Annotated in this window: 22 protein-coding genes; 7 read left to right on the forward strand and 15 right to left on the reverse strand. The window is 65.9% G+C overall.

Features of this window, described 5'->3' with window-relative positions:
• Positions 1-41: 41 nt before the first annotated feature.
• Positions 42-2,993 carry a pyruvate, phosphate dikinase gene (gene ppdK, locus GGD62_RS30770; RefSeq protein ID WP_026202919.1) on the reverse strand — a complete coding sequence of 984 codons (2,952 nt, stop codon included), beginning with the start codon at positions 2,991-2,993 and terminating at the stop codon, positions 42-44.
• Between the two features lie 96 nt (positions 2,994-3,089).
• The gene (locus GGD62_RS30775) at positions 3,090-3,245 is read right to left on the reverse strand and encodes a DUF3096 domain-containing protein (RefSeq protein ID WP_008562090.1); all 156 of its coding nucleotides are present in this window, start codon (positions 3,243-3,245) and stop codon (positions 3,090-3,092) included.
• A gap of 231 nt (positions 3,246-3,476) precedes the next feature.
• Here GGD62_RS30775 and GGD62_RS30780 point away from each other — a divergent pair, with 231 nt between their 5' ends.
• On the forward strand, positions 3,477-3,830 hold the full coding sequence (locus GGD62_RS30780; protein WP_179735219.1) for a DUF1236 domain-containing protein: 354 nt from the start codon (positions 3,477-3,479) through the stop codon (positions 3,828-3,830).
• A 248-nt stretch (positions 3,831-4,078) separates the two neighbouring features.
• Here the strand turns inward: GGD62_RS30780 and glyS are convergent, their stop codons facing one another.
• From glyS to GGD62_RS30810, 6 genes are all read right to left on the reverse strand, one after another.
• Entirely contained in the window at positions 4,079-6,178 is a 2,100-nt protein-coding gene (gene glyS / locus GGD62_RS30785) for a glycine--tRNA ligase subunit beta (protein WP_183711908.1), read from the reverse strand.
• Positions 6,178-7,113 (reverse strand): glycine--tRNA ligase subunit alpha, encoded by a 936-nt coding sequence (locus tag GGD62_RS30790; protein WP_038948278.1) that lies wholly within the window; start codon positions 7,111-7,113, stop codon positions 6,178-6,180. Before GGD62_RS30790 ends, glyS begins: the two co-directional genes overlap by 1 nt.
• Before the next feature lie 232 nt (positions 7,114-7,345).
• Positions 7,346-7,537, reverse strand: coding sequence for a hypothetical protein (locus GGD62_RS30795; protein WP_008131462.1), 192 nt, complete (start codon positions 7,535-7,537; stop codon positions 7,346-7,348).
• 105 nt (positions 7,538-7,642) lie between these two features.
• Entirely contained in the window at positions 7,643-8,551 is a 909-nt protein-coding gene (locus tag GGD62_RS30800; RefSeq protein ID WP_092262413.1) for a S49 family peptidase, read from the reverse strand.
• Between the two features lie 214 nt (positions 8,552-8,765).
• The gene (locus GGD62_RS30805; RefSeq protein ID WP_183711910.1) at positions 8,766-9,530 is read right to left on the reverse strand and encodes a tRNA1(Val) (adenine(37)-N6)-methyltransferase; all 765 of its coding nucleotides are present in this window, start codon (positions 9,528-9,530) and stop codon (positions 8,766-8,768) included.
• Positions 9,523-9,750: a DUF2007 domain-containing protein gene (locus GGD62_RS30810; RefSeq protein ID WP_018323354.1), complete on the reverse strand. Its 228-nt coding sequence runs from the start codon at positions 9,748-9,750 to the stop codon at positions 9,523-9,525. Before GGD62_RS30810 ends, GGD62_RS30805 begins: the two co-directional genes overlap by 8 nt.
• A gap of 134 nt (positions 9,751-9,884) precedes the next feature.
• Between GGD62_RS30810 and GGD62_RS30815 the strand changes: the two genes are divergently transcribed.
• The 5 genes from GGD62_RS30815 (at position 9,885) to GGD62_RS30835 (ending at position 14,593) form a co-directional block, all read left to right on the forward strand.
• Positions 9,885-10,892 carry a polyprenyl synthetase family protein gene (locus GGD62_RS30815; protein WP_026202916.1) on the forward strand — a complete coding sequence of 336 codons (1,008 nt, stop codon included), beginning with the start codon at positions 9,885-9,887 and terminating at the stop codon, positions 10,890-10,892.
• A gap of 348 nt (positions 10,893-11,240) precedes the next feature.
• The gene (locus tag GGD62_RS30820; protein WP_018323352.1) at positions 11,241-11,756 is read left to right on the forward strand and encodes a helix-turn-helix domain-containing protein; all 516 of its coding nucleotides are present in this window, start codon (positions 11,241-11,243) and stop codon (positions 11,754-11,756) included.
• 1 nt (position 11,757) lies between these two features.
• Entirely contained in the window at positions 11,758-13,020 is a 1,263-nt protein-coding gene (gene fabF, locus GGD62_RS30825) for a beta-ketoacyl-ACP synthase II (RefSeq protein WP_183711912.1), read from the forward strand.
• A gap of 60 nt (positions 13,021-13,080) precedes the next feature.
• Positions 13,081-13,713: a LysE family translocator gene (locus tag GGD62_RS30830; RefSeq protein WP_183711914.1), complete on the forward strand. Its 633-nt coding sequence runs from the start codon at positions 13,081-13,083 to the stop codon at positions 13,711-13,713.
• 7 nt (positions 13,714-13,720) lie between these two features.
• Entirely contained in the window at positions 13,721-14,593 is an 873-nt protein-coding gene (locus GGD62_RS30835) for an alpha/beta fold hydrolase (RefSeq protein WP_183711916.1), read from the forward strand.
• 123 nt (positions 14,594-14,716) lie between these two features.
• Here GGD62_RS30835 and GGD62_RS30840 read toward each other — a convergent pair whose 3' ends face one another.
• The 3 genes from GGD62_RS30840 to GGD62_RS30850 form a co-directional block, all read right to left on the reverse strand.
• Positions 14,717-15,601, reverse strand: a complete 885-nt coding sequence (locus GGD62_RS30840; protein WP_179735197.1) for a 4-(cytidine 5'-diphospho)-2-C-methyl-D-erythritol kinase — start codon at positions 15,599-15,601, stop codon at positions 14,717-14,719.
• A 106-nt stretch (positions 15,602-15,707) separates the two neighbouring features.
• Positions 15,708-17,504: a tetratricopeptide repeat protein gene (locus GGD62_RS30845; RefSeq protein ID WP_183711918.1), complete on the reverse strand. Its 1,797-nt coding sequence runs from the start codon at positions 17,502-17,504 to the stop codon at positions 15,708-15,710.
• A 296-nt stretch (positions 17,505-17,800) separates the two neighbouring features.
• Positions 17,801-19,462: an electron transfer flavoprotein-ubiquinone oxidoreductase gene (locus tag GGD62_RS30850; protein WP_183711920.1), complete on the reverse strand. Its 1,662-nt coding sequence runs from the start codon at positions 19,460-19,462 to the stop codon at positions 17,801-17,803.
• Positions 19,463-19,709: 247 nt separating this feature from the next.
• On the opposite strand from GGD62_RS30850, the gene GGD62_RS30855 reads away from it, so the two are divergent.
• The gene (locus tag GGD62_RS30855) at positions 19,710-20,516 is read left to right on the forward strand and encodes a uracil-DNA glycosylase family protein (RefSeq protein WP_179735190.1); all 807 of its coding nucleotides are present in this window, start codon (positions 19,710-19,712) and stop codon (positions 20,514-20,516) included.
• Positions 20,517-20,641: 125 nt separating this feature from the next.
• Here the strand turns inward: GGD62_RS30855 and GGD62_RS30860 are convergent, their stop codons facing one another.
• From GGD62_RS30860 to GGD62_RS30875, 4 genes are all read right to left on the reverse strand, one after another.
• Complete coding sequence (locus GGD62_RS30860) at positions 20,642-22,150, reverse strand: glycosyltransferase family 39 protein (RefSeq protein ID WP_183711922.1); 1,509 nt, start codon at positions 22,148-22,150, stop codon at positions 20,642-20,644.
• Positions 22,151-22,437: 287 nt separating this feature from the next.
• The gene (locus GGD62_RS30865; RefSeq protein WP_183711924.1) at positions 22,438-23,307 is read right to left on the reverse strand and encodes a ribonuclease HII; all 870 of its coding nucleotides are present in this window, start codon (positions 23,305-23,307) and stop codon (positions 22,438-22,440) included.
• 73 nt (positions 23,308-23,380) lie between these two features.
• Complete coding sequence (locus GGD62_RS30870) at positions 23,381-23,836, reverse strand: VOC family protein (protein WP_183711926.1); 456 nt, start codon at positions 23,834-23,836, stop codon at positions 23,381-23,383.
• 24 nt (positions 23,837-23,860) lie between these two features.
• On the reverse strand, positions 23,861-25,027 hold the full coding sequence (locus GGD62_RS30875) for a PA0069 family radical SAM protein (RefSeq protein WP_183711928.1): 1,167 nt from the start codon (positions 25,025-25,027) through the stop codon (positions 23,861-23,863).
• Between the last annotated feature and the right edge of the window lie 116 nt (positions 25,028-25,143).

Below are 25,143 nucleotides of genomic sequence, written 5' to 3' on the forward strand. Positions count from 1 at the left end.
GGTTTTGGCCCCGCCTCTCTCATTCCAGCATTTAGCTCTGCTTACGCCTGGCTGGCGATCGCCTTGCCGAGTGCGGCTTGCGCCGCTGCGAGCCGGGCGATCGGCACGCGGTAGGGCGAGCAGGAGACGTAGTCGAGGCCGATGTTGTGGCAGAAGGCGACGGAGGCGGGATCGCCGCCGTGCTCGCCGCAGATGCCGACCTTGAGCTTCGCCCGCGTCTTGCGGCCGCGCGCGACGCCGATCTTGACGAGCTCGCCGACGCCTTCCTGGTCCAGCGCGACGAAGGGATCGACCGACAGGATGCCCTTTGCGACATAGGGACCGAGGAAGCTCGCCGCGTCGTCGCGGCTGATGCCGTAGGTGGTCTGCGTGAGGTCGTTGGTGCCGAACGAGAAGAACTCGGCCGACTCTGCGATCTCGGCCGCGAGCAGACAGGCGCGCGGCAGCTCGATCATGGTGCCGACCTGATAGGTCAGCTTGGTGTTGGTGTCGCGCATCACCGCCTGCGCGGTCGCATCGATCCGCGCCTTGACGAGGTCGAGCTCCATCTTGGTCGCGATCAACGGCACCATCACCTCGAGGCCGACGGCCTTGCCGGTGCGCTTCTCGGCTTCGACCGCCGCCTCGAAGATCGCACGCGCCTGCATCTCGGCGATCTCCGGATAGGCGATCGCGATGCGGCAGCCGCGGAAGCCGAGCATCGGATTGAACTCCGAGAGCTCGCGCGCGCGGTCAGCCAGGCGCCGCGGGTCGGTATTCATGGCGCGTGCCACTTCCTCGACCTCGGCGTGGGTGTGCGGCAGGAACTCGTGCAGCGGCGGGTCGAGCAGACGGATCGTGACGGGCAGGCCCTTCATGATCTCGAACAGCTCGACGAAGTCGGCGCGCTGCATCGGCAGCAGTTTTGCCAACGCCGCGCGGCGGGACTGCTCGTCCTCGGAGAGGATCATCTCGCGCACCGTGCGGATGCGCGTCTCCTCGAAGAACATGTGCTCGGTGCGGCACAGGCCGATGCCTTCGGCGCCGAACTTGATCGCGGTGCGCGCGTCGTCGGGGGTGTCGCCGTTGACGCGGACGCCGATCTTGCGGACCTGATCGGCCCAGGCCATCAGCGTGCCGAACTCACCGGACAGCTCCGGCTCGATCATCGGCATGCGGCCGGCGAGCACCTGGCCGAGCGAGCCGTCGATGGTGATGACGTCGCCGGTCTTGAAGGTGCGCGAACCGATGCTCATGGTGCCGCGGCCGTAATCGACGCGGATGGTGCCGCAGCCGGAGACGCAGGGCTTGCCCATACCGCGCGCGACCACCGCCGCGTGCGAGGTCATGCCGCCGCGGGTGGTCAAAATGCCTTCGGCGGCGTGCATGCCGTGGATGTCTTCCGGGCTGGTCTCGATGCGGACCAGAATGACCTTGCGCCCGTCGCCCTGAAGCTTGGCCGCTTCGTCCGAGGAGAACACGATCTCGCCGGAGGCCGCACCCGGGGATGCCGGCAGGCCGGTCGCGATCACGTCGCGCTTGGCGTTGGGATCGATGGTCGGATGCAGCAGCTGATCGAGCGAAGCCGGATCGATGCGGGTCACCGCTTCCTTCTTCGAGATCAGGCCTTCATTGGCGAGCTCGACCGCGATGCGCAGCGCTGCCTTGGCGGTGCGCTTGCCGCCGCGGGTCTGCAGCATCCAGAGCTTGCCGCGCTCGACGGTGAACTCCATGTCCTGCATGTCGCGGTAGTGCTTCTCGAGCTGCGTGTAGATCCGCGTCAGCTCCTTGAAGGCCTCCGGCATCGCCGCTTCCATCGACGCCTTGTCGGAGCCCGATTCCTGGCGCGCCTCCTCGGTGATGTCCTGCGGCGTGCGGATGCCCGCCACCACGTCCTCGCCTTGCGCGTTGATCAGGAACTCGCCGTAGAGCTTGCTCTCGCCGGTCGAGGGGTTGCGGGTGAAGGCAACGCCGGTCGCCGAGGTCTCGCCCATGTTGCCGAACACCATGGCCTGCACGTTGACCGCGGTGCCCCAGGATTCCGGAATGTCGTGCAGCTTGCGGTAGGTCACCGCGCGCGCGTTCATCCAGGATGAGAACACGGCGCCGATCGCGCCCCAGAGCTGATCGTGCGGGTCTTGCGGGAAGTCCTTGCCGGTCTCGCGTGCGACGGCGTCCTTGTACTTGCCGACCAGCTCGACCCAATCCTCGGCGGCGAGGTCGGTATCGAGGGTGTAGCCCTGGCCGTCCTTGAAGGTGTCGAGGATTTCCTCGAAGTGATGGTGCTCGAAGCCGAGCACCACGTCCGAATACATGGTGATGAAACGGCGATAGCTGTCATAGGCGAAGCGGCGGTCGCCCGACAATTCCGACAGCGCTTCCACGGTCTGGTCGTTGAGGCCGAGATTGAGCACGGTATCCATCATGCCCGGCATCGAGGCGCGCGCGCCGGAGCGCACGGAGACGAGCAGCGGGTTCTTGGCATCGCCGAAGACCTTGCCGGTCAACTTGCCGACATAGTCGAGCGCCTTCTCAACCTGCGACTGCAACTCCTTCGGATAGGATTTGTCGTGCGCGTAGAAGTAAGTGCAGACCGAGGTCGGGATGGTGAAGCCCGGAGGCACCGGCAGGCCGAGATTGGCCATCTCGGCAAGGTTCGCGCCCTTGCCGCCGAGCAGGTCGCGCATCTCCGTGCGGCCTTCGGCCTTGCCGTCACCGAACGTGTACACCCATTTGCCGGCCTTGCCCGCGGCTGGCGCGGCCTTGGCCGGTACAGTCTTCTTCGGTGCAGGCTTCGCGGCGACCTTCGGCAGAGCCGCCTTGGTCACAGCCTTCGCCGCCGGCTTGACAGCAGCCTTTGCGGCCGTTTTGGCGACCGGCTTTGCGGCAGCTTTGGCGACCGGCTTGGGCGCGCTCTTGGCAAGCGTCTTGCGGGCTGCCGGCGCGGCTTTCGCCTTGGCGGAAGACTTTGATTTCGCTGGAGTTTTATTGGGCTTCGAGGCGGCTTTGGCCATAGCTTGCACACAACCTGCGAGAGGAATGGGAATTCGCGGGCCTTACACCATTTTGGGCGGGCCCGCGCAAGTCGGACAGTTCCGGAAAATGAACGCCTAGAAGCGGAGCCATTTCAGGAGCCCGAGCCCGATCGCACCGTTCACAATGAGGAAGATCGCGACGATCAGGTTGAGGAGTCGCGGCATGATCAGGATGAGCACGCCCGCAATCAACGACAGGATCGGCGAAATGTGGGCGACGGTGATGTGCATGAATTATCTTTCTGTGGAGGTGGGGCGAATCGCGGGCGGATCATAGTCCTCCCGGTTCCGCGAGTAGAGACGCGCAAGAGGCGATGCGAGTTCCGGCACCCACGAAAACTGCCTGAAATTGCCGCGAATGCGGCAGGCCTTTTCCCGGAACATTGCGAAGGGTGCATGCATTGGCCAACCGGTCGCGCCAATGACGCGTCCGAAAATAAAATCACGTCGAAGGAGTTGTCCATGCGGAACAGGATTCTCGCTCTTGCAGCGCTCGCGACCGCGATCGGCTCGCCCGTTGCGGCGCAGGCGCAAAGCGGTGTCACCGTCGGACGCGCGCCCGCCGTGGTCGACAGCGCTCCGACCATTGCGGCCGACCAGCGGCCCGCCTTCCGCGACTATGTCGTCGAGCAACGTGTGCCAGCCTTCCGCATTCCGGATCGCATCGTGGTCGGCGCCACCCTACCCGAAAGCGGCGTCACTTATTATGACGTGCCGCAACGCTTCGGTGCCACCACCTATCGCTACACCGTCGTGAACGGCGAAACCGTGCTGGTCGAGCCGCGCTCGCGCCGCATCGTCGAGGTGCTGGACTGACATCGACTGGCTGACATCGACTAGATGTCCGGCGCGTCACATCAGGCTGGCGCGAGCAGTGTTAAATCGGACATCAGGCCCCGCCCGGTCTTCCCCCCGCCGGGCGGGGCTTTTTCTTCTCTGTCGTTCTGGGGCGGTCCGGAGGACCGAACCCGGAACCTCGAGATTCTCAGGTGCGCAATTGCGCACCATAGTTCGCGCTACGCGCGCCCCGGAATGACAGCGGTGTTCGCCGCGCGACCGCGGCTTCAATCCTGGATCTTCGAGAAATCCGCCACCGCGCGCGTGGCGCTGCGGATCTCGTTCAGCAGCTTGAGGCGGTTCTCGCGCACCTTCGCATCGTCGTCGTTGACGCGAACCTTGTCGAAGAACGCATCGACCGGCGGGCGCAGCTTGGCCATCGCGCTCATCGCGGCGGCAAAATCCTCCTTGGCAACGGCGGCGCTGGCCTCCGCCTGCACTTCGCCGATCGCCTTTGCCAGCGCCTTCTCCTCGGCCAGACCATAAAGTGCAGCATCGGGCGCACCGTCGAAGCTGCGCTTGTCCTTCTTCTCCTCGATCGAGAGGATGTTGCTGGCGCGCTTGGTGCCGGCGAGCAGGTTCTTGCCGTCGTCGCTCTCCAGGAATTTTCCCAGCGCCTCGACCCGGCGGACGATCATCAGGAGATCGTCCTGACCGCCGAGCGCGAACACGGCGTCGACAAGATCATGCCGCGCGCCCTGCTCGCGGAGCTGGACCTTGAGGCGGTCGGCGAAGAAGGCGAGCAGATCGCTCGGAAGCCTCGTGGCATCGGCAGGCTTCACCAACAAGCCAGCAAGTGCGGAAGCCGCAACCTTCGTGAGCGAGAGCCGCAGGCCGTTTTCGGCGATCAGCCTGATCACGCCCAGCGCTGCACGACGCAGCGCATACGGGTCCTTGCTCCCCGTCGGCTTTTCGTCGATCGCCCAGAAGCCAACAAGCGTATCAATCTTGTCCGCCAAAGCCACCGCGACGCTCACCGGATCGGTCGGCACGCGATCTGCAGGCCCTTGCGGCTTGTAGTGCTCCTCGCACGCCGCGGCGACGGAGCCATCCTCGCCCTGCGCCAGCGCGTAGTACTTGCCCATCAGGCCCTGCACTTCAGGGAATTCGCCGACGACTTCGGTCAGCAAGTCCGCCTTCGCCAGATGCGCGGCGCGCATCGCCTTGGCCACGTCGGCACCGACCAGCGGCGCGATCTCGGCAGCAAGGCTCTCGATCCGCTTGATGCGCGCGGCCTGGGTGCCAAGCTTCTCGTGGAACACGATCTGCTCGAATTTCGGCAGACGATCCTCGAGCTTCGTCTTCAGATCGGTCTCGTAGAAAAACTTCGCATCCGACAGGCGCGGACGGATCACGCGTTCGTTGCCTGATACGATGACCTTGCCGCCGTCGGTCGCCTCGATATTGGCGGTGAGGACGAACTTGTTGGTCAGCTTCCCGGTCTTGGTATCCTTGACCACAAAGCACTTCTGGTTGTTGCGGATGGTGGCGCGGATCACTTCGTCCGGGATGGCGAGATATTCCGCTTCGAACGATCCCATCATGACAACGGGCCATTCGACGAGGCCCGAGACCTCGTCGAGCAGCACCTGATCCTCAACCAGCTCGAAGCCTTGTGCGAAGGTCAGCTCCTTGGCGTCGGCGAAGATGATGTCCTTGCGCGCCTGCGGATCGAGGATGACCTTTGCGGCTTTCAACTTCGCTTCGTAGTCTTCAAAACGGCGCACGGAAATCGCGTCCGGTGCCATGAAGCGATGGCCGTAGGTGGTCTGGCCGGTCTCGATGCCGTCGACCTCGAACTTCACGACATCAGGCTCTTCGGTCTCAAGCCCGAACGTCGCGGTGATCGCGTGCAGCGGGCGCACCCAGCTCAGCGATCCCGGCTTGCCCGATCGCGCGCCCCAGCGCATCGATTTCGGCCAGGGGAAGGTGCGGATGATGACGGGCAGGATTTCCGCGAGCACGTCGATCGCGTCGCGGCCGGGCTTCTCGATCAAGCCGATGTAAAAATCACCCTTGGGGTCGCGCTGGATCTTGGCTTCGTCCAGCGACTTCAGATCCGTCGCCTTCAGGAAGCCCTGCACAGCCGCGTCGGGCGCGCCGACTTTGGGCCCGCGGCGTTCGGTCTTGAGGTCAGGCTGGCGCGCGGGGATTCCGTGCACGGTGAGCGCGAGCCGGCGCGGCGTCGCGAACGCTTTCGCGCCCTCGTACACCAGGCCTTCGGCAACGAGCTTATCGGTGACGAGACGGCGCAGATCGTCCGCCGCCTTAGCCTGCATGCGCGCGGGAATCTCTTCCGAGAACAGTTCAAGCAAAAGTTCGGGCATCAGGCCGCTCCGCCCGCTTCAGTATGGATCCAGGCCTCGCCGCAGGCTTTTGCCAATTCGCGCACGCGCAGAATGTAGCTCTGCCGCTCCGTCACCGAAATCACGCCGCGCGCGTCCAAGAGGTTGAAGACGTGGCTGGCCTTGATGCACTGGTCGTAGGCCGGCAGCGCCATCAGATGCGCCTCGCGCTTGTCGTCCTTCCAGCCGGCGTCGAGATATTTCCGGCAGGCCGCTTCCGCCATCTTGAACTGCTCGAACAGCATCGCGGTGTCGGCGACTTCGAAGTTGTGCTTCGAATATTCCCGCTCGGCCTGCAGGAAGACGTCGCCATAGGTGACCTTGGCATCGCCGTCGCGGCCGTTGAAGTTGAGGTCGTAGACGCGGTCGACGCCCTGCACATACATCGCGAGACGCTCGAGCCCGTAGGTGAGCTCGCCCGCGACCGGGGCGCATTCGAAGCCCGCGACCTGCTGGAAGTAAGTGAACTGGCTGACTTCCATGCCGTCGCACCAGCACTCCCAGCCAAGGCCCCAGGCGCCCAGCGTCGGGCTCTCCCAATCGTCCTCGACGAAGCGGATGTCGTGCACGGCGGAATCGATGCCGATTGCGGCGAGCGACTTCAGGTACAGCTCCTGAAGGTTCGGCGGCGACGGCTTCATGATCACCTGGAACTGGTAATAGTGCTGCATCCGGTTCGGGTTCTCGCCGTAGCGGCCGTCCTTGGGACGGCGCGAGGGCTGCACATAGGCCGCGTTCCAGGGCTTTGGCCCAAGCGCGCGCAGCGTGGTCGCCGGATGGAAGGTGCCCGCGCCCATCTCCATGTCGTAGGGCTGCAGGATCACGCAGCCCTGCTCGGCCCAGAACCGCTGGAGCGCGAGGATGAAGCCCTGGAACGAGCGTTCCGGGCGCATATGGGCGGGCAATGAGGCGTCCATCGTCAGATCAGGCTCTCGCGGGGGGTTTTGAATCGCGCGGGACCGTATCGACGGCGGGGGTGGGAATCAAGGCAAACGGGGCGGATTCGGGCCAATCAGGCCTCATCCCGGGAGGTGCCGTAGGGTGGGCAAAGGCGCGCTTGCGCCGTGCCCACCATCTTTCCAGGATTGAGGTGCTGTCGTGGGCACGCTTCGCTTTGCCCACCCTACGGCACCTTACGTGTTGAGAGCGCTACCCCGGCCGGTAAGCTCCAGTCACGGGATCACGTTTCAGCGTCTGGATGTTCCCCATATGGGCGGCCTCGGCGACACGCGACAGGCGCATCTCCTCCAGCTCCTGATTGATCCGGACAGCGGTCTTGTAGGCCCAGCGGACCACGGCAAGCCCACCCAGGACGCCCGCGAAAGCGACGAACGGCGGCATCTGTCGATCCTCGTCTAGTGCTCAGCCCCCACGCATATTGTTGCGCAGTCGGGGCTGCGCCGCAATCGGCACGCCAAGAGGCCAAATGGCGCGGGAGGGCTCGGCCTAGAACCCGAATTTCGCCCAGATCGCTCGCGTCTCAAGCGCCGAGATCAGATCGTCCGGCAGGCCGGCCATTGATTCCATGGCCGAAAGCTGCCCCGCGCCGGGCGATTTGCGGCCCAGAATGCCGGAGAGCAGCCCGGTCGGCTGCGCGATCACGGGGGTGAGAACCTTCTCGCCGTAGCGGGCACGAAGAGTTGAGCGGAGATCGCCGATGCTGTCGGCGAGCCCCAGAGCGATCGAACTCTCGCCGGCCCAGTATTCGCCCGTGAACAGGGCGTCGTCCGCGCCCTTGAGGCGCGCGCCGCGGCTCTCCTTCACCAGGGAAATGAAGATCTGATGGATCTCGCGCTGGAGCGCCTTCAGCTTGGCGACATCGTCGGGGTTCTCGGGGAGGAAAGGATCGAGCATCGCCTTGTGCGCGCCGGCCGTATAGAGGCGCCGCTCGATGCCGAGCCGCTTGATCGCCTCCTGGAAACCGAAGCTGCCGCCGACCACGCCGATCGAGCCGAGGATCGACGAGGGATCGCAGATGATCTCGTCGCCGGCGCAGGCGATCATGTAGCCGCCGGAGGCCGCAACGTCCTCGACGAACACGAGCACCGGCAGCTTCTTCTCCGCCGCGAGCTGCTTGATGCGCAGATAGATCTGGCGCGACTGCACCGGTGAGCCGCCGGGCGAGTTGATCACCAGCGCCACCGCCTTGGCGTGCCGATATGAGAACGCACGCTCCAGCACCCGCGCGACGCCCGCCAGCGTCATGCCCGGGCGCAGCGGCGTCACCGCGCCGATCACGCCGGACAGCCGCACCACCGGCACGACAGCCGTGCCCGGGCGGAAACGCGCCGGCAGATATTGCATGAGCTTGTCGGCCAGGCCGGAACTCTCACGATCTTTCAATTGTTCGGCCATGCCGTTACCTCTGATTAACCATTTCTTATCACGCGACTGTCATTGGAAGTGCCTGGAACGTGTTTTGCAGATTTTCCGTCGGGAGGCTGCAATGGGGCAGCGGAGAACACCATGAAAATCTATCTGCTGATGCTGCTGGTCGGTGCGCTGTTCATGGCGATCCGCTTGACGTCCCCGCAAGAGCAGCAGCCGGAATCGCTTCCGCAGTAAGCCGTCACGGTTCCACCAGCGGCAAGGCCGCTCTCCCCTCCAGAATCTCCGTCACCTCTTTTTTGGACGCGCCCGACTCGTCGTTGAGCATGAGGCCCGGCAGCAATCGCGTCGGAGCCCGGCCGCCTTTGACCGCACGCACCAGCACGCGGATCGCAGGCCGCCCCGCCTCCCCGTGAACCGGCAGGATCGAAAGGCTGCCGAAGCCGCGTGACAGCGCCGCCAGGACATCGGCGATGCCATCTGCGCGCCAGATCAATGTCAGCACACCATTCGATCGGAGGATGCGCCGCGCTGCATGCACCCAGGCATGCAGGGTCTCCTCGGTCGCCACATGCGCGGTGTGACGCGCCTGATCCGGCGAGCCGCGATGCCGGGCCGGATCGTTGAAGGGCGGATTCATCAGCACCGCGTCGACGCTGTCGGGAGACAGCCCGTTTGCCGCAAAGGCCGTGGCGTCGGCGGTGACATCGAGCACGACGGTCTCGGCGGCAAGCGCATTCGCGGCTGCATTGGCGCGCGCGAGCTCGGCCAGCTCCGGATCGATCTCGACCAGGCTTAGCCCGATACCAGCGACGCGCCGGGCCAGCGCCAGCCCGGCCGTGCCGATCCCGGCGCCGAAATCGACCACGCGGTCTCCGGGACGGGCCTCCGTCGCCGCCGCAAGCAGAATGGCGTCGTGCCCGGCTCTGTGGCCACTCCGCTTCTGCCTCAGGCGCAACTGCCCGCCGAGAAAAGCGTCCTCGGTAATATCTGCGGCCTCACTCATCGCCGCGCAGTTCGTGGCTGAGGCCGGCCTCGGTGAGGAGCTCCCTCGCCTCCTGGGCGTCGTCCTCATGAACCAGGATCCGCCGCGGCAAAATGCCGAGCGAGCCCTCGATGATGCTCATGTTCTGGTCCAGCACCAGATGATGGATGTTGGCGCCGTCGAGCAGCGCGCCGATCGCCGACACCAGCACCATATCGTTGGTCCGAACCAGTTCACGCAAAACGCAGGTTCCTTGCCTGAAAGGGGGCTAAAGCGGCAAATGTCAATGGTTCCGCGGGCCTTGCCGCATCCGCCGCCAGTTTCTATTGTCTTTCCGTCAGAATAGCCCCTCCGGGGCAAATATTGGAGACCGGCGTGGCCGTCATCGTACCTTTCGAAACTCCCGGCGCGTCGATCGAAGAGCTGGTTGCCCTTGTCGCCCCTGACATGGAGCGCGTCAACGCCACGATCCTGTCGCGGACCGGTTCGGACGTGACCATGATCCCGGAGGTCGCCAACCATCTGATCTCCTCCGGCGGCAAGCGGCTGCGGCCGATGCTGACGCTCGCCATGGCCAACCTCGCCGGCTACACCGGCGACGGCCATATCAAGCTCGCCGCCTCGGTCGAGTTCATGCATACCGCCACGCTGCTGCACGACGACGTCGTCGACGAGAGCGAGATGCGCCGCGGCAAGCTGTCGGCGCGCATGCTCTGGGGCAACGAGGCGAGCGTGCTGGTCGGCGACTTCCTGCTTGGCCAGGCCTTCCGCATGATGGTCGAGGTCGGCTCGCTCCGCGCGCTCGACATCCTCTCTGCGGCCGCCGCCACCATCGCCGAGGGCGAGGTGATGCAGCTGGCCGCCGCCAAGAACACCGCGACCACCGAGGACGAATATCTCGCCGTGATCCGCGGCAAGACCGCCGAGCTGTTCGCGGCGGCCTGCGAGGTCGGCCCCGTCATCGCCAACCGTCCCAAGGCCGAGCAGACCGCCTGCCGCTCGGTCGGCATGAATCTCGGCATCGCCTTCCAGCTCGTCGACGACGTGCTCGACTATGGCGGCAAGAGCGCAAAGCTCGGCAAGAACACCGGCGATGATTTCCGCGAGGGCAAGATCACCCTGCCCGTCGTGCTCGCCTTCCGCCGCGGCAACGACACCGAGCGCGCGTTCTGGATCCGCGCGCTGGAGCGCGGCGAGATCGGCGACAGCGATCTCGATCACGCCATCGGGCTGATGAACAAGCACCGCGCGCTGGAAGATACGCTCAGCCGCGCCCAGCACTACGGCGCCATGGCCGTGGACGCGCTGGCGCTGTTCCCGTCCTCCCCGATGAAGAGCGCGCTGGAGCAGGTGGTGGCGTTCTGTCTGGCGCGGTCGCATTAGGCTTTTTGAGTTTCGGCGCACCGCTAGCGAAACACTCGGTGTCGTCCCGGCGAACGCCGGGACCCACCACGTGATCTATCGACACAGTGTCGGTGCGAATACCCATAATAACCAATCTTCGCCAAACCACTCCCTGTGGTTATGGGTCCCGGCGTTCGCCGGGACGACACCGGTGAGATAGGTCCCAGCTGCGTCAACACTGTCATTGCGAGCGCAGCCGGCATTCGCCAATTCGCATTTCAAATTACAGTGACAACTTTTTGCGGATGTGCGGCCCGCCTCCGTCAGCGCTCATGTGGTCCACCCCGGTCACTTGCTTTTTGCAAGTGACTCTCCTACTTTCCCGCCATGCAGCCCAAATCCCCCTCGATCCTGGAATGCCCGGTCGGCCGTGCCGTGGAGACGGTCGGTGAATGGTGGAGCATCCTGATCCTGCGAGATGCGTTTCAGGGCGCGACGAAATTCGACGAGTTCTCGCAAAGCCTCGGCATCGCGCCGAACATCCTGTCGCGGCGGCTTGCCCATCTCACCGCATCAGGCATGTTCGTGCGCCGCCGTTATCAGGAGCGGCCGCCGCGTTACGAATACGTTCTGACCGACAAGGCGCGGGATTTCTTCCCGGTGATCGCTACGCTGCTCGCCTTCGGCAACAAGCATCTCGCGCCCAAAGGCGAATCCATCGTGCTGGCGAACCGAAGCGACGCTCGCCCGTTCAATCCGGTCGTGGTCGACGCTGCCGACATGCAGCCGATCACGCTCGCCAATACGATCGTCGTCGCCGGTCCCCGCGCCAGCCGCGGCATGCGCAAGCGGATCGCTTCACTCAAGGCCATGAACCCGGCCGTCGCGCCGGCTGGAGAGTAATATGCGTCGGATCGTCGTGACGGGAATGGGCGCGGTATCGCCGCTCGGCTGCGGTGTCGAAACCTCATGGCGCCGGCTGCTCGCCGGCCACAGCGGACTGCGCCCTCTGCCCGAATGGGCGCAGGCGCTGCCGGCGCGCATTGCCGGACTCGTGCCCGACAAGGCCGACGATGCCGAGGGCGGCTTCGATCCCGCGCAGGCCGCCGCGCCAAAAGACCAGCGCAAGATGGATCGGTTCATCCTGTTCGCGCTGCTCGCGGCCGCCGAGGCGATCGCGCAGGCGAAATGGACGCCGCAGGACGCTGCCGCGCTGGAGCGCACCGCGACGATCATCGCCTCCGGCGTCGGCGGTTTCCCGGCGATGGCGGAGGCGGTGCGCATCACCGAGCAGCGCGGCGCGCGCCGGCTGTCGCCGTTCACGATCCCCTCGTTCCTGGCCAATCTCGCCGCCGGCCACGTCTCGATCAAATATGGCTACAAGGGCGCGCTGGGCACACCGGTCACCGCGTGCGCCGCCGGCGTGCAGGCGATCGGCGATGCCGCGCGCATGATTCGATCAGGCGAAGTCGACATCGCGATCTGCGGCGGCGCGGAGGCCTGCATCGACATCGTCAGCCTCGGCGGCTTTGCGGCGGCACGCGCGTTGTCGAGCGGGTTCAACGAGGAGCCGGCGCGGGCCTCGCGCCCGTTCGATCGCGACCGCGACGGCTTTGTCATGGGCGAAGGCGCCGGCATTCTTGTGATCGAGGAACTGGAACATGCGCTCGCGCGCGGCGCCACGCCGATCGCAGAAGTGATCGGATACGGCACGACGGCGGACGCCTACCACATGACATCAGGTCCGCCCGACGGCGACGGCGCCCGCCGCGCCATGGAGATTGCGCTCCGGCAGGCGAGCCTTGCGCCGGCGGATCTGCAGCACCTCAACGCCCACGCGACATCGACGCCCGCCGGCGATGAGAGCGAGCTTGGCGCGATCGCGGCGCTGTTCGGCCGCAACCGCGGCATCGCCGTCAGCGCGACCAAATCGGCCACCGGCCATCTGCTCGGTGCCGCCGGCGGCCTCGAGGCGATCTTCACCGTGCTCGCTTTGCGCGACCAAATCGCGCCGCCGACGCTCAATCTCGAAAACCCTGATGCGGGCGCTGATGGCATCGACATCGTCGCCGGCAGCGCGCGGCCGATGCCGATGCAACACGCGATCTCCAATGGCTTCGGCTTCGGCGGGGTCAATGCCAGCGTGATCTTCCGCCGCACGGGCTAAACGAGAGCCCCCCGCGCCCAGAAGACTTGCAATCGCGGCCCGCTCCGTTACCAAAACAGGATGATCGAAACGAATTTCTGGCTGTTCCTGGCCGCAGCCTGTCTCATTGCCGCCGTTCCCGGCCCCGGCATCTTCTACGTCGCGGCACGGACCTTGTCGGAGGGACGCGCCAGCGGCTTCGCATCGACCGCGGGCACGGCGCTGGGCGGGCTGGTTCATGTCGTCGCGGGCAGCCTCGGCATCTCCGCAATCATTCTCGCCAGCGCCGAATTGTTCGCCGCCGTCAAATTCGTCGGCGCGCTCTATCTGGTCTGGCTCGGCATCAAGACTTTCCGCAGCGCCGGCCGCACACTGTCGCTCGAGGGAGAAGCCTTCGGCGACAAGCGCGCGTTCCGCGACGGAGTGCTGGTCGAGGCGCTGAACCCGAAGACCGCCGCGTTCTTCCTCGCCTTCATTCCGCAATTCCTCGATCCCGCGGGGTCGAGCCCCACGCTGCAATTCATCCTGCTCGGCGCGATCTCGGTGGCGTTGAACACCCTCGCCGACGTCATCGTGGTGCTGATGGCCTCCGCGACACGCAACCAGCTGATTGGACGGCCGCATCTGATGCGGCGTCTCACGCAGGGCTCCGGCGTCTTCATTGCAGGCCTCGGCCTGTCGCTGGCCCTGGTGCGGCGGCCGGCGAATGGATAGGGCTCCGATGCTCACCCCGCAAAGCCGCTTCTACGAGTCCCATGGCCTGCGGCTGCATTACGCCGATTGGGGCAATGAGGGCGCGCCGCCTCTGATCCTGGTCCATGGCGGCCGCGATCACTGCCGGAGCTGGGACGTCATCGCCCGATCGCTGCAGCCGCATTTTCACGTGGTGGCGCCCGACCTGCGCGGCCATGGCGATTCCGACTGGACCCGCGGCGGCAGCTACGCGCTGACCGAATATGTCTACGATCTCACCCAGCTCATCCGCACCATCGCAGCGCCGGAGGTCACTCTCATCGGCCATTCGATGGGCGGCATGGTGAGCCTGATCTTTACAGGGTCGTTTCCCGAGCAGGTCTCGAAGCTGGTCGTGCTCGACGGCGTGACCATGCTGCCGGACTCGCCGAAGCCGCCGGCACATGAGCGCATCGGCAAATGGGTGACCCAGCTCGACAGGCTGCATGACCGCACACCGCGCCGCTATGCGACCCTCGAAGACGCGGCCGCACAGATGGTGCTTCACAACAAGCGCCTGTCCCGTGACCTCGCGCTGCATCTCGCCACCCACGGCGCACGGCAGAACGAGGACGGCACCTATAGCTGGAAGTTCGATCCCTATCAGCGCGCTAGCGCGCCGCACCGGCTCTGGCCGGACGATCACGTCGCGCTGTGGTCGCGCATCGCCTGCCCGACGCTGCTGCTCAATGCCGGCGAAAGTTTTCTTGCCGGTGCCAGAGCCGCAGGCCTGGAGCGGTATTTCCAGAACGCGCGCATCGAGACCATCGGCGGGGCGGGACACTGGCTGCAGCATGACAAGCCGGAAGAGGTGCTGAGCGAGATCCGGCGGTTTCTTGGGCTCGGCGAGAGCAGCGGCTAGCTCGAGTGCCGTAGGGTGGGCAAAGCGAAGCGTGCCCACGCATCTGTCTCCGTATCGGAAAGATGGTGGGCACGGCGCAAAAGCGCCTTTGCCCACCCTACGGCACCGTCCCCGGAGAGAGACTCAGCTCAATGTCCCCGCATGCACCCACCAGCCGGGGTGATCGCGCCGGATCTTTTCGGCCGCGGCATGGGTGTCGGCGGGCGAGCCGTAGATCGCAAAGCATGTCGCGCCCGAGCCGGACATGCGGGCGAGCTTGACGCCGGCGGAGCCACGCAAGGCCTCCAGCACGTTACCGATGACAGGTTCGATACGCAGCGCAGGCGCTTCGAGATCGTTGGCGACGGTTTCGAGAACGTCGACCCAATCGGCGATCGACCCGCCCTCCTCCGGCCACGCAGGAGCTCCCAGAACCGAGGTGGCGCCGACCAGGAGCTCGCCGTTGCGCAGGCCCAGCTGCTGGAAAACATCCTTGGTGGCCACAGGCACGCGCGGATTGACCATCACGCAGGGCATGCTCGGCAGTGCGAGCGGCAGCAGCTGCTCGCCGACGCCGGTCATGTCGCAGGCGCGCGAGAGCAAGCACACCGGCACGTCCGCGCCGGTCGCGAGCGCGACCTTCTGCAGGCGCGGATCGTCGAGCGACAGATTGTTGAGGCGCGCCAGGAGCCGCAGCGCCGCTGCAGCATCAGCCGAGCCGCCGCCGATGCCGGCGGCAACCGGCAGCACCTTGTCGAGCGCGAAGGCGCCGAGCTTCAGGTTCGGCACCGCGTCGGCCAGAAGCTTGGCCGCCTTGAAGACGAGATTGTCCGCGGTATCGCCGCAGGCTGCGGCAAGCGGTCCGGTGGTGGCGAGCTTCAGCTCGCCGCCCGGCTCCAGCGTCAGCCGATCGGCGCAGTCGGCAAACGCGACCACACTTTCGAGATCATGATAGCCGTCGGCACGACGGCCCACGACACGAAGGCTGAGATTGACCTTCGCCCGTCCTTCTTCAATCAACGCCGGCATCGGCGACACGCCCCCAACTTCAGTTCCTTGTCGCGCATGATCTTGTCGGAAAACCGCTACACGATTTGCGCTAGCGCGGCCCTTCGGGTCCGGATCATGCGCAAGCCTAGCCGCCCTTGCCGTCGTCCTTCTTCTTTTCCGCCTGCGCGGCCGAAGAGTTCGAATTGTCGTCGGCGAGGCCATTGGCGATCTTGGCCTCGATCTTCGGCAGCTCTTCCGGCTCGGGCTTGAGATCGCGCGCGTGCGACCACTGGAATTTGGCTTCCAGCGTGCGGCCGACCCGCCAATAGGCATCGCCGAGATGGTCGTTGATGGTGGGATCCTCGGGCTTGAGGTCGATCGCGCGCTCGAGGTTCTTCACCGCTTCCTCATAATTGCCGATGCGGTAATAGGCCCAGCCGAGGGAGTCGACGATGTAGCCGTCGTCGGGACGCTGCTCGACGGCGCGCTTGATCATCTTCATGCCTTCGTCGAGGTTCACGCCCTGGTCGATCCAGGAATAGCCGAGATAGTTGAGAACATGCGGCTGGTCGGGCTGGAGCTCGAGCGCCTTCTTCATGTCGGCCTCGGCCTTGTCCCACTGCTTGGAGCGCTCCTCGCAGATACCACGATAATAGTACCAGACGCTGTTGGCCTTGTCGTTGCCGGGCGGCAGCACGTCGACGCCTAGCGAATAGGTCGCGCCGCAGTCGCCGAACCTCTTGCGGCCGCGCTCGATGTTGCCGAGCGCCATGATCGCTTCGAGGTCCTTGGCATCCTCCGACGTAACGCCCTTGAGGATCTTGATCGCCTCGTCGGTGCGGTCGGCGGAATCCAGATCGATGGCAAGCTGGATCTGCGCATTGCGCTTGAGCGGCGAGGTCGACGGCACGCGCTCATAGACCTTGATCGCCATCTGCGGCCGCTTCACGGACTCGTAGAGATCGGCCAGCGAGAGCAGCGCCAGCGGATGGGTCGGCTGGAGGTAGAGCGAGAGCTGGAGATAGACCAGCGCCAGATCCTCGCCGCCGCGGCGGGTCAGCGTGGCGCCGATGCCGTAGAGCGCTTCGGCGGCGCCGGCCTGGGCGGAATCGACCAGCGGCGGCATTTTCTTGCCGGCCTTGGTCTCGCGCAGGCCTTCCTGGATCAGCGGATGGCGCGCGAGCTTCTTGTCGAAGGCCTGGTAGACGGTGGTCGCGGCGGCGGAATCCTTGTTGCGCGACAGCCAGCGCGCATAGGCCTCGGTCACGCGCAGCATGGAATCGTCGAGCTTGTAGGCGCGCTCGAAGCGGGTGCCGGCGTCTTTCTCCTTGCCGGAGAGCTCGAGGATCATGCCGGCGTGAAGGTCCTTGAACAGCGGGTACCATTCGGGACCTGCCAGCTTGTCGATGGTGGCGACACCGCCCTTGGCATCACCCGCACCATAGGCGGCCCACCCCGACAGCAGCGTGGCGACGAGATCGGTGATCGGACCGCGGATCGACTGGTTGATGTTGGTCTGCGCGGCCGCGTACTTCTTCACCTTGAGATCATGCACGCCGACGACGAGACGCGCGACGCGGTTGGTCTTGTCGATGGTGAGGATGCGCTCGGCGAGCTTGACGGCTTCGTCGATATCGCCGTCGGCGACCGACGAGATGAAGGCGCGGTCGAGCAGCTCGTTGTTCTTGGGATCGGTGCGCAGCGCCGAGCGGTAGAAGGCGGCGGCGGAGGCGGCGTCGCGCTCGACGCTGGCGTGGCGGGCAGCGAGATAGCTGCCGGCGGTGGTGAGCGACTTCAGATCGTTTCGGGTCGGAAACTGTGCCGCCGTGTCGGACGGATGATCCGGCGTCTGCGCCAGGACCCTGCCGGGGACGGTCGCGATCGCTGTGCCCATGAGGGCGATGGCGGCAACAGTCCAGCGGTTGAAACGATTTGAGAACATCAGGGCTCGCCTTGAGTTGGTAGTGCCTGGGTTTGCAGCAGAGGGCCGTATCGCATGCGAACGCGGCCGGTGGCATCGGGACCCGGAACCGTCCGGCGGACAATGCCGCTTTTGGCGCTTCGCCGCAAGGATTCGGGCCGGGCGATCCCCTCCGCACGCCTTAAATCGGCCAAGAGCGGTCCCAAGACGCTGCCAGTATGGCCTTATCGTGGCCGCGACCGGTGGCCGCAGCGGTGTCCTCACGCGAACGTGCGCCGGATCACCCTCGTGATCAGGTCCTTGTGCTCGGCCGGCTCTTACATCGCCTCATAGTTCGGACCGCCGCCGCCCTCGGGGGGAACCCAGGTGATGTTACCGTTGGGGTCCTTCACGTCGCAGGTTTTGCAGTGAACGCAGTTCTGGGCGTTGATCTGGAAGCGCGGGCTCGTGCCTTCCTCGACCCATTCATAGACGCCGGCCGGGCAATAACGATTCGAGGGACCGGCGAACACGTCGTGCTCGGAGGTCTTCTGCAGGTTCATGTCGGTGACCTTGAGATGGACCGGCTGGTCCTCCTCATGGTTGGTGTTGGACAGGAACACCGAGGACAGCTTGTCGAACGAGATCTTGCCGTCCGGCTTCGGGTAGTTCTTGGGCGCGTGGCTCTTGGCCGGATCGAGCGTGGCGCGATCGGGCTTGGCGTGCGCCTGGGTGCCGAACAGCGAAGCGCCGAACAGCGTGTTGCACCACATGTCGAAGCCGCCCAGCGCGACGCCGAGCACGGTGCCGAACTTCGACCACAGCGGCTTGACGTTGCGGACCAGGAACAGATCCTTGCCGACCGACGACGAGCGCCACGCATTCTCGTATTCGACGAGCTCGTCATTGGCGCGATCGGCGGCCAGCGCCGTCGCGACATGTTCAGCCGCGAGCATGCCGGTGCCCATCGCATTGTGCACGCCCTTGATGCGCGGCACGTTGACGAAGCCGGCCGCGCAGCCAATCAGCGCGCCGCCGGGGAAGCTGAGTTTCGGCACCGACTGGTAACCGCCCTCGGTAATGGCGCGCGCGCCATAGGCGAGACGCTTGCCGCCTTCAAAGGTGCCGCGGATCGACGGATGGGTCTTGAAGCGTTGGAATTCGTCGAACGGCGACAGGTACGGATCGTCGTAGTTGAGATGCACGACGAAGCCGACGGCGACGAGGTTGTCGTCGTAATGATAGAGGAACGAGCCGCCGCCGGTCTTCAGGTCGAGCGGCCAGCCGAAGGAATGCTGGATCATGCCCTTCTGGTGCTTGGCGGGATCGATCTGCCAGACTTCCTTGAGGCCGATGCCGAACTTCGCCGGCTCGCTCTTGGAGTCCAGCGCAAACTTGGCGATGAGCTGCTTGGTCAGGCTGCCGCGGGCGCCTTCGGCGAACAGCGTGTACTTGCCGAGCAACTCCATGCCACGAGTGAAGGAGTCCTTCGGCTTGCCGTCCCGGCCGATGCCCATGTCGCCAGTGGCAATGCCCTTGACGTTGCCGGCGTCGTCATAGAGCACCTCGGCCGCAGCAAAGCCCGGATAGATCTCGACGCCAAGCGCTTCAGCCTTGCGCGCCAGCCAGCGGCAGACATTGCCGAGCGAGCCGATGTAGCAGTGATGATTGTCCATCAGCGGCGGCATCATGAAGTTCGGCAGCTTGATCGCGCCGCCGCCCGTCATCCAGTAGAAGCGGTCGTCCTTCACCTGGGTCTTCAGCGGGCAGTCGGAATCCTCGCGCCAGTCCGGGATCAGCCTGTCGAGCCCTGCGGGGTCGATCACGGCGCCGGAGAGAATGTGCGCGCCGACCTCGGAGCCCTTCTCCACCACGACGACGTTGAGATCGGCATTGAGCTGCTTCAGCCGGATCGCGGCCGACAGGCCCGAGGGGCCGGCGCCGACGATGACGACGTCGAATTCCATGGATTCGCGCGGGGGAAGTTCTTCGGTGCTCATCTGATCTCAGCCCTTGAGACGGTCCTTGGTCATTTGCGCCCTCTTGTTTCCGATTTTTCCGGGTAGGACAACCTCGGAAATGCGTTTCGCCGGGGTGCAAGGGGGGTGCAAGGCGCCCTAAACGGGACCTCCCCGGTTCTGGTAGGCCAGAACCGGGGAAGTCCCATCTTTTTTGACGCGTTTTCTTCACGCGAACCGGGTGGCCACTTCGCTCGAAAACGCTATGCTATAATAGTCAGACTTTCCCATGATACCCGAACCCGCACCCACCGTCCGCGAGCTTCTCGCCTTCTATCTGGAGGCCGGTGTCGATTGCGCGCTCGCGGAGGAACCGATCGACCGCCTGGCGGAATTGGATGCGCCGCCGCCGGCCCCGCGCGTGGCGCCTCCGGTCGAGGCACCTCGTCCTGTCGCCGCCCCCGCGGCCATGCGCGGCGAGGCCGCACCGGCGCCGGACATCGCAATTGCCTCCGCACGCGAGGCCGCGCGCACTGCGCCGACGCTGGAAGCGCTGCGCGAGCTGATGCAGAGCTTCGAGGGCTGCGCGCTGAAACACACTGCGACGCGGCTGGTATTTGCCGACGGCAATCCGCAGGCGCGTATCATGTTCGTCGGCGAGGCGCCGGGCCGCGATGAGGACATCGAGGGGCTGCCCTTCGTCGGGCGCAGCGGCAAGCTGCTCGATCTCATGATCGGCGCGATCGGGCTCAACCGCAGCACGGCCTACATCGCCAACGTGATTCCGTGGCGGCCGCCCGGCAACCGCACGCCGACGCCGCAGGAGACGCAGATCTGCCTGCCCTTCATCCAGCGCCAGATCGAGCTGGTGAATCCCGACGTGCTGGTAACGCTCGGCAATCCCTCGACGCAGACGCTGCTCGGAACGCGCGAAGGCATCATGCGCACCCGCGGGCGCTGGTTCGACTACGACGCCGGCGGGCGCACCATCCGCGCGCTGCCGACGTTCCATCCGGCCTATCTGCTCCGCTCGCCGTCCTACAAGCGCCTAGCCTGGCAGGATCTGCGCGCGATCGCCAAGGTGCTGGCGGGCTAGCGAGCTCTCGTGTCCCGGACGCGGTGCGGCACGCAGCTCTCGTAGGGTGGGCAAAGCGAAGCGTGCCCACCACCTATCGTGGGCACGGCGCGTTGCGCCTTTGACCACCCAACAACGCGCGCGGCTCACGTCCCCTTCGGCCGCACGATGGCCCAGCCGACGCGCAGGAGCTGCTGACGACCGGTCACCAGCCATTCGAAGGCGCGCGGCACCTCCGGGACGATGCCGGGAAAGCGCTTGAGGATGTCCGGCGGCGGCGTGCCGGCGGTATCGGAGGCGCGCCAGACCACGACGCCGCCGGTCTCGCTGAACTTGGCCTGGTTGATCCACGGTGTGCGCGCAGGGTCGGCGTCGATGAAGAGATGCGGCCGGCCGGAATGCAGCGTGATCAGGCTCGCAAGCTGCGTCTCGCCGGCCACCGCACGCAGGCGATGGTTGGTGCGGCGGGCAAAGCTCTCGTCGAAGAAGTCCGAGATCGCGCGCGCCGGCATCGAGGTCGCGATCTCGTTCGTGCCGGTCCAGGGCAGCAGCAGGACGGCGAGCACGACGCCGACGGCCGGCGCCACGACGGCGGCGGCCCAGACCGTCCGCAGCATCCGCGCACGGCGCATCGCGATGAGATCGCCGGCTGCGACCACCACGGCAAGCCCGGACACAACCAGCACGACACCGGCGCCCCCGACGACGGACTCGAGCCCGAGCAGGCCGGAGATCAGCACCGCGCCCAGCGCCGGCGCCAGCGCGAAGAAATAGACGAAGTTGCGCCCCAACGGCTCGACCGGCGGCCTAAAGATGATCGGCGGCTCCTCGCCCTTGCCGGCGAACAGGCCGGCGTTGAGGAAGGTCAGCGCCGGGATCGCAGCGGCCCCGAGCACAAGGCCGCCGAACAGCCAGGCCGCATGCAGGGCGCGGGCATTCAGCTCCGCAACTTGCGGCAAGGCCGGCATCACCAGCGTCTCGGCACGCATCAGCCAGACCGCATAGGGCAGCGCCAGCACCGCGACGACAACAAGCGCGAACAGCGGATCGAGCGCGCGCAGCGTCCGGCGGCCGCCGGCGGTCGAGACCGCGAAGACAACGAGCAGCAGCAACAGGAAGATCGCCGCGGGCGTCGTCAGCAGCAGGAGACCGGCCTCGATCGACCAGGCGAACCAGGCATTGCCGCGGCGCTGGCCGATGATCTGCCAGGAGTGCAGCAGCAGCAGCGCCCACAGCGGCCGGGCTAGGACAAGCGGGCCGAAGTCGAGCGCCGACGAGGAGAAGGCGAGCACCGTCATGGTCAAGAGCACCGCGAGCACCGCCTGCTGCGAGCCGACCACGGCGCGGGAGAGATGATAGAGCGCAATGAACGTCGCGATCTCGCAGAGCTCGGCCAGCACATAGACGCCGAACATGTGGCCGCCGGCGGCACGATAGGCGATGTCGGCGAGCCAGACCGGCAAGGGCGGACCGAGATCGGTGCCGACCTGGTATTCGCGTCCAAAAGCCAGGAGCGTCGCCAGGCTGCCGGGCGGGCTGCGGTAGAACACCAGCGCCACGAACAGCCACATCGCGGCCTGCAGCAGCACGGCGATCCAGACGATCAGCCGCGGCCGGGCGCGAATGAGCTCGATGACCAGGGAGGTAAACCGCATGCAACGTCCGAAAGATGCAGCCAACCCGTCCAGCCGGCCCTATTCGCTCACAAACACTTTGATAAGGGGCGTCACGCGTCGTGGCAACGACGGTGTGCTCCCTCTCCCCGTTCTTACGGGGCGCGACGAGCTTCGCTCGCGCTGGGAGGGTCGGGGTGAGGGGCTGCGTCGGCAATCACGGTGACAGATGGACTCGCGGAGGCTCCCCCTCACCCGCATCCCATCTCGGATGGGATGCGGCCTCTCCCCGCACGCGGGAGAGGCGAAGAGGGCAGCGGAGAGAGCCGTTAGAGACCCGCCGACGCGTCGATCTCGACGCTGGCTTCCACCGGCACCTCGACCTCGGTCACCGTAAACAGATCCGGCACCGGCTCGACGGTCCACGGCATGTGCTTGGCACGCGCCGCCGCAACCGGGGCGAAGAAGCGGCGGTGATGGACCGAGGGGCCGAGACGGTCGAGCGCGTCGAGGTGCTCGGGGACGGCGTAGCCCTTGTGCTGCTCGAAGCCATAGCCTGGGCAGTCCTGCGCCAGCGCGCACATCAGGCGGTCGCGCGTCACCTTGGCGATGATGGAGGCCGCCGCGATCGACAGCACGATGCCATCGCCGCCGATCACGGCTTCGCAATCGCAAGGAGTGTCGAGCCGGTCGCGGCCGTCGACGAAGACGTGCCTCGGCGCCTCCGGCAGTGCCACCACGGCGCGCTTCAGCGCCCACAATGAGGCGCGCAATATGTTGTCGCGGTCGATTCGCGAGGGCGAGGCGACGGCGACCGAGACCTGGGCGGTGGCGCAGATCTTGTCGAACAGTTTTTCGCGTTCCTCGGCGGTCAGGCGCTTGGAATCGTCAATGCCGCGCGGAATCCGGTCGGGGTCGAGAATCACGGCCGCGGCTACCACGGGGCCGGCGAGCGGCCCGCGGCCGGCTTCGTCGCAGCCGGCGACCGGCCAGACGCCGCGCTTGATCAGCGCGCGCTCGCGCCGGAAGCTCGGCGGTGCGACCGCGATGATGCCTTTCTTGCCTGCGGGAACGGTCGTTGTTTTGGTCGCAGGCGCTTTGCCGGCCTTGGCGGGCGCTGCCTTCTTCGCAACGTCCTTCCTTGGCGCGTCTTTGGCCGGTGTCGTGGCGGATGTCTTGGCGGACTTGTCCCGAATCATGGCGGGGATCGTGCGCAAGCGGCCCGGCCGGCGCAACCGGGAACCCCGCGCAATTCCCGTTATTCAGGCCGCCCTATTCCGCCAGATGCACCCGCCGGTCCTCGCCGACCTCGATGCCGGGTGCGACCACGACCTCCCAGGGATGGCCGTCGGGATCGGCAAAATAACCGGAATAGCCGCCATAATCGGTCTCGTGCGCGGCCTTCACCAGCTTTGCCCCCTTGCCGAGAGCAAAGGCCAGCACCGCATCGACCTCCTCTCGGGTCCGACAGTTCCAGGCGACCGTGATGCCGCGGAAGGTCGATGGCCTCGGCTGGTCCGGCAACATCGCGTCGGCCGAGAGCTGATCCCAGGGATAAAGTGCGAGCACCGGGCCACCGGTATCGTAGAAAGCGACGGCCTCGCCGGTCGCCTTTAGCCGGCGCGCAAAACCGAGCGCGTCGTAAAAAGCGATGCTGGCACGGATATCGCTGACGCCGAGCGTGATGACAGTGAGCCGCGGCACCGGCGGGTGAAGTTCCTTGACCACGGGACGCCTCTTCCACTTCCCCGATCAGAACAGGCTGAGCTGATCGCCGTTCCGCTTCGGCCGCGCAAAGTGATCGGTCGTCAGCTTGGAGCGCCGCTTGTTGAGGCCAAGCCTGTCGCAGGCGATCTCGAAGCGGCGGCCGATGGTCCAGGCCATTGGTCCCGTGCCCTTCATCCGCTCGCCCCATTTCGCATCGTAGTCGCGGCCGCCGCGCATGTCGCGGATCAGGGTGAAGACGTGGCGATAGCGGTCGGGATAGTTTGCCATCAGCCATTCGCGGAAGAGATCGCGCACCTCCAGCGGCAGCCGCAGCAGCACATAGGAGGCTTCCTTGACGCCGGCATGGGCGGCAGCATCGAGGATGCGCTCGATCTCGGAATCGTTCAGCGCGGGGATTACAGGCGCAACCATCACCGTGGTGGGAATGCCGGCGTCCGAGAGCTGCTTCAGCGCCTCCAGCCGCTTCGGCGGCGTCGAGGCGCGCGGCTCCATGGTGCGCGCGAGCTTCGGATCGAGCGAGGTGACGGAGATCGCAACCTTGGCGAGGTTGCGCTTGGCCATCCGCGCGAGAATATCGATGTCGCGCACCACCAGCGCCGACTTGGTGACGATGCCGACGGGATGGCCGGCACCCTCGAGAACCTCGAGGATGCCGCGCATGATTTTGCGCTCGCGCTCGATCGGCTGATAGGGATCGGTGTTGGTGCCGATCGCGATCATCCGGGGCTCATAGCCGGTCGCGGCGAGCTCTTTCTCCAGCAGCGCCGGCACCTCGGGCTTGACGAACAGCTTTGACTCGAAGTCGAGCCCGGGCGACAGGCCGAGATAGGCATGGGTCGGCCGCGCGAAGCAGTAGACGCAGCCATGCTCGCAGCCGCGATAGGGATTGATCGAGCGGTCGAAGCCGATATCGGGGGAATCGTTGCGGGTGATCACCTTGCGCGAGGTGTCGACCCCCACACTGGTCTTGAACGGCGGCAGCTCTTCCAGGCTCTGCCAGCCGTCGTCGAAGGCCACGCGCGCCTCGGCCTCATAGCGGCCGCTGGCATTCGACTGTGCGCCCCGCCCCCGCCTGCGTGCGCGGTCGATGGCGACGCCAAGCTCTGGAAAGTCAGAGTCCACACCCGCCGGCTCGGAGGGCGCCTTGACCGGCGGGTGTTTGAGAGCATGAGAGGATGCTGCTGGACTCATGAAGCCAAGATAGCACCACAACGGAACAAATCAAGAACACAAACAAAAAATGGGAAAACAACCCCATGCAAAGTAGCCGCTCAAATTTCGGGCGCGGTCCTTTGACCTCACGCAAC

Origin of the sequence: Bradyrhizobium sp. ERR14, assembly GCF_014198235.1 — a bacterium.
Lineage (GTDB): Bacteria > Pseudomonadota > Alphaproteobacteria > Rhizobiales > Xanthobacteraceae > Bradyrhizobium.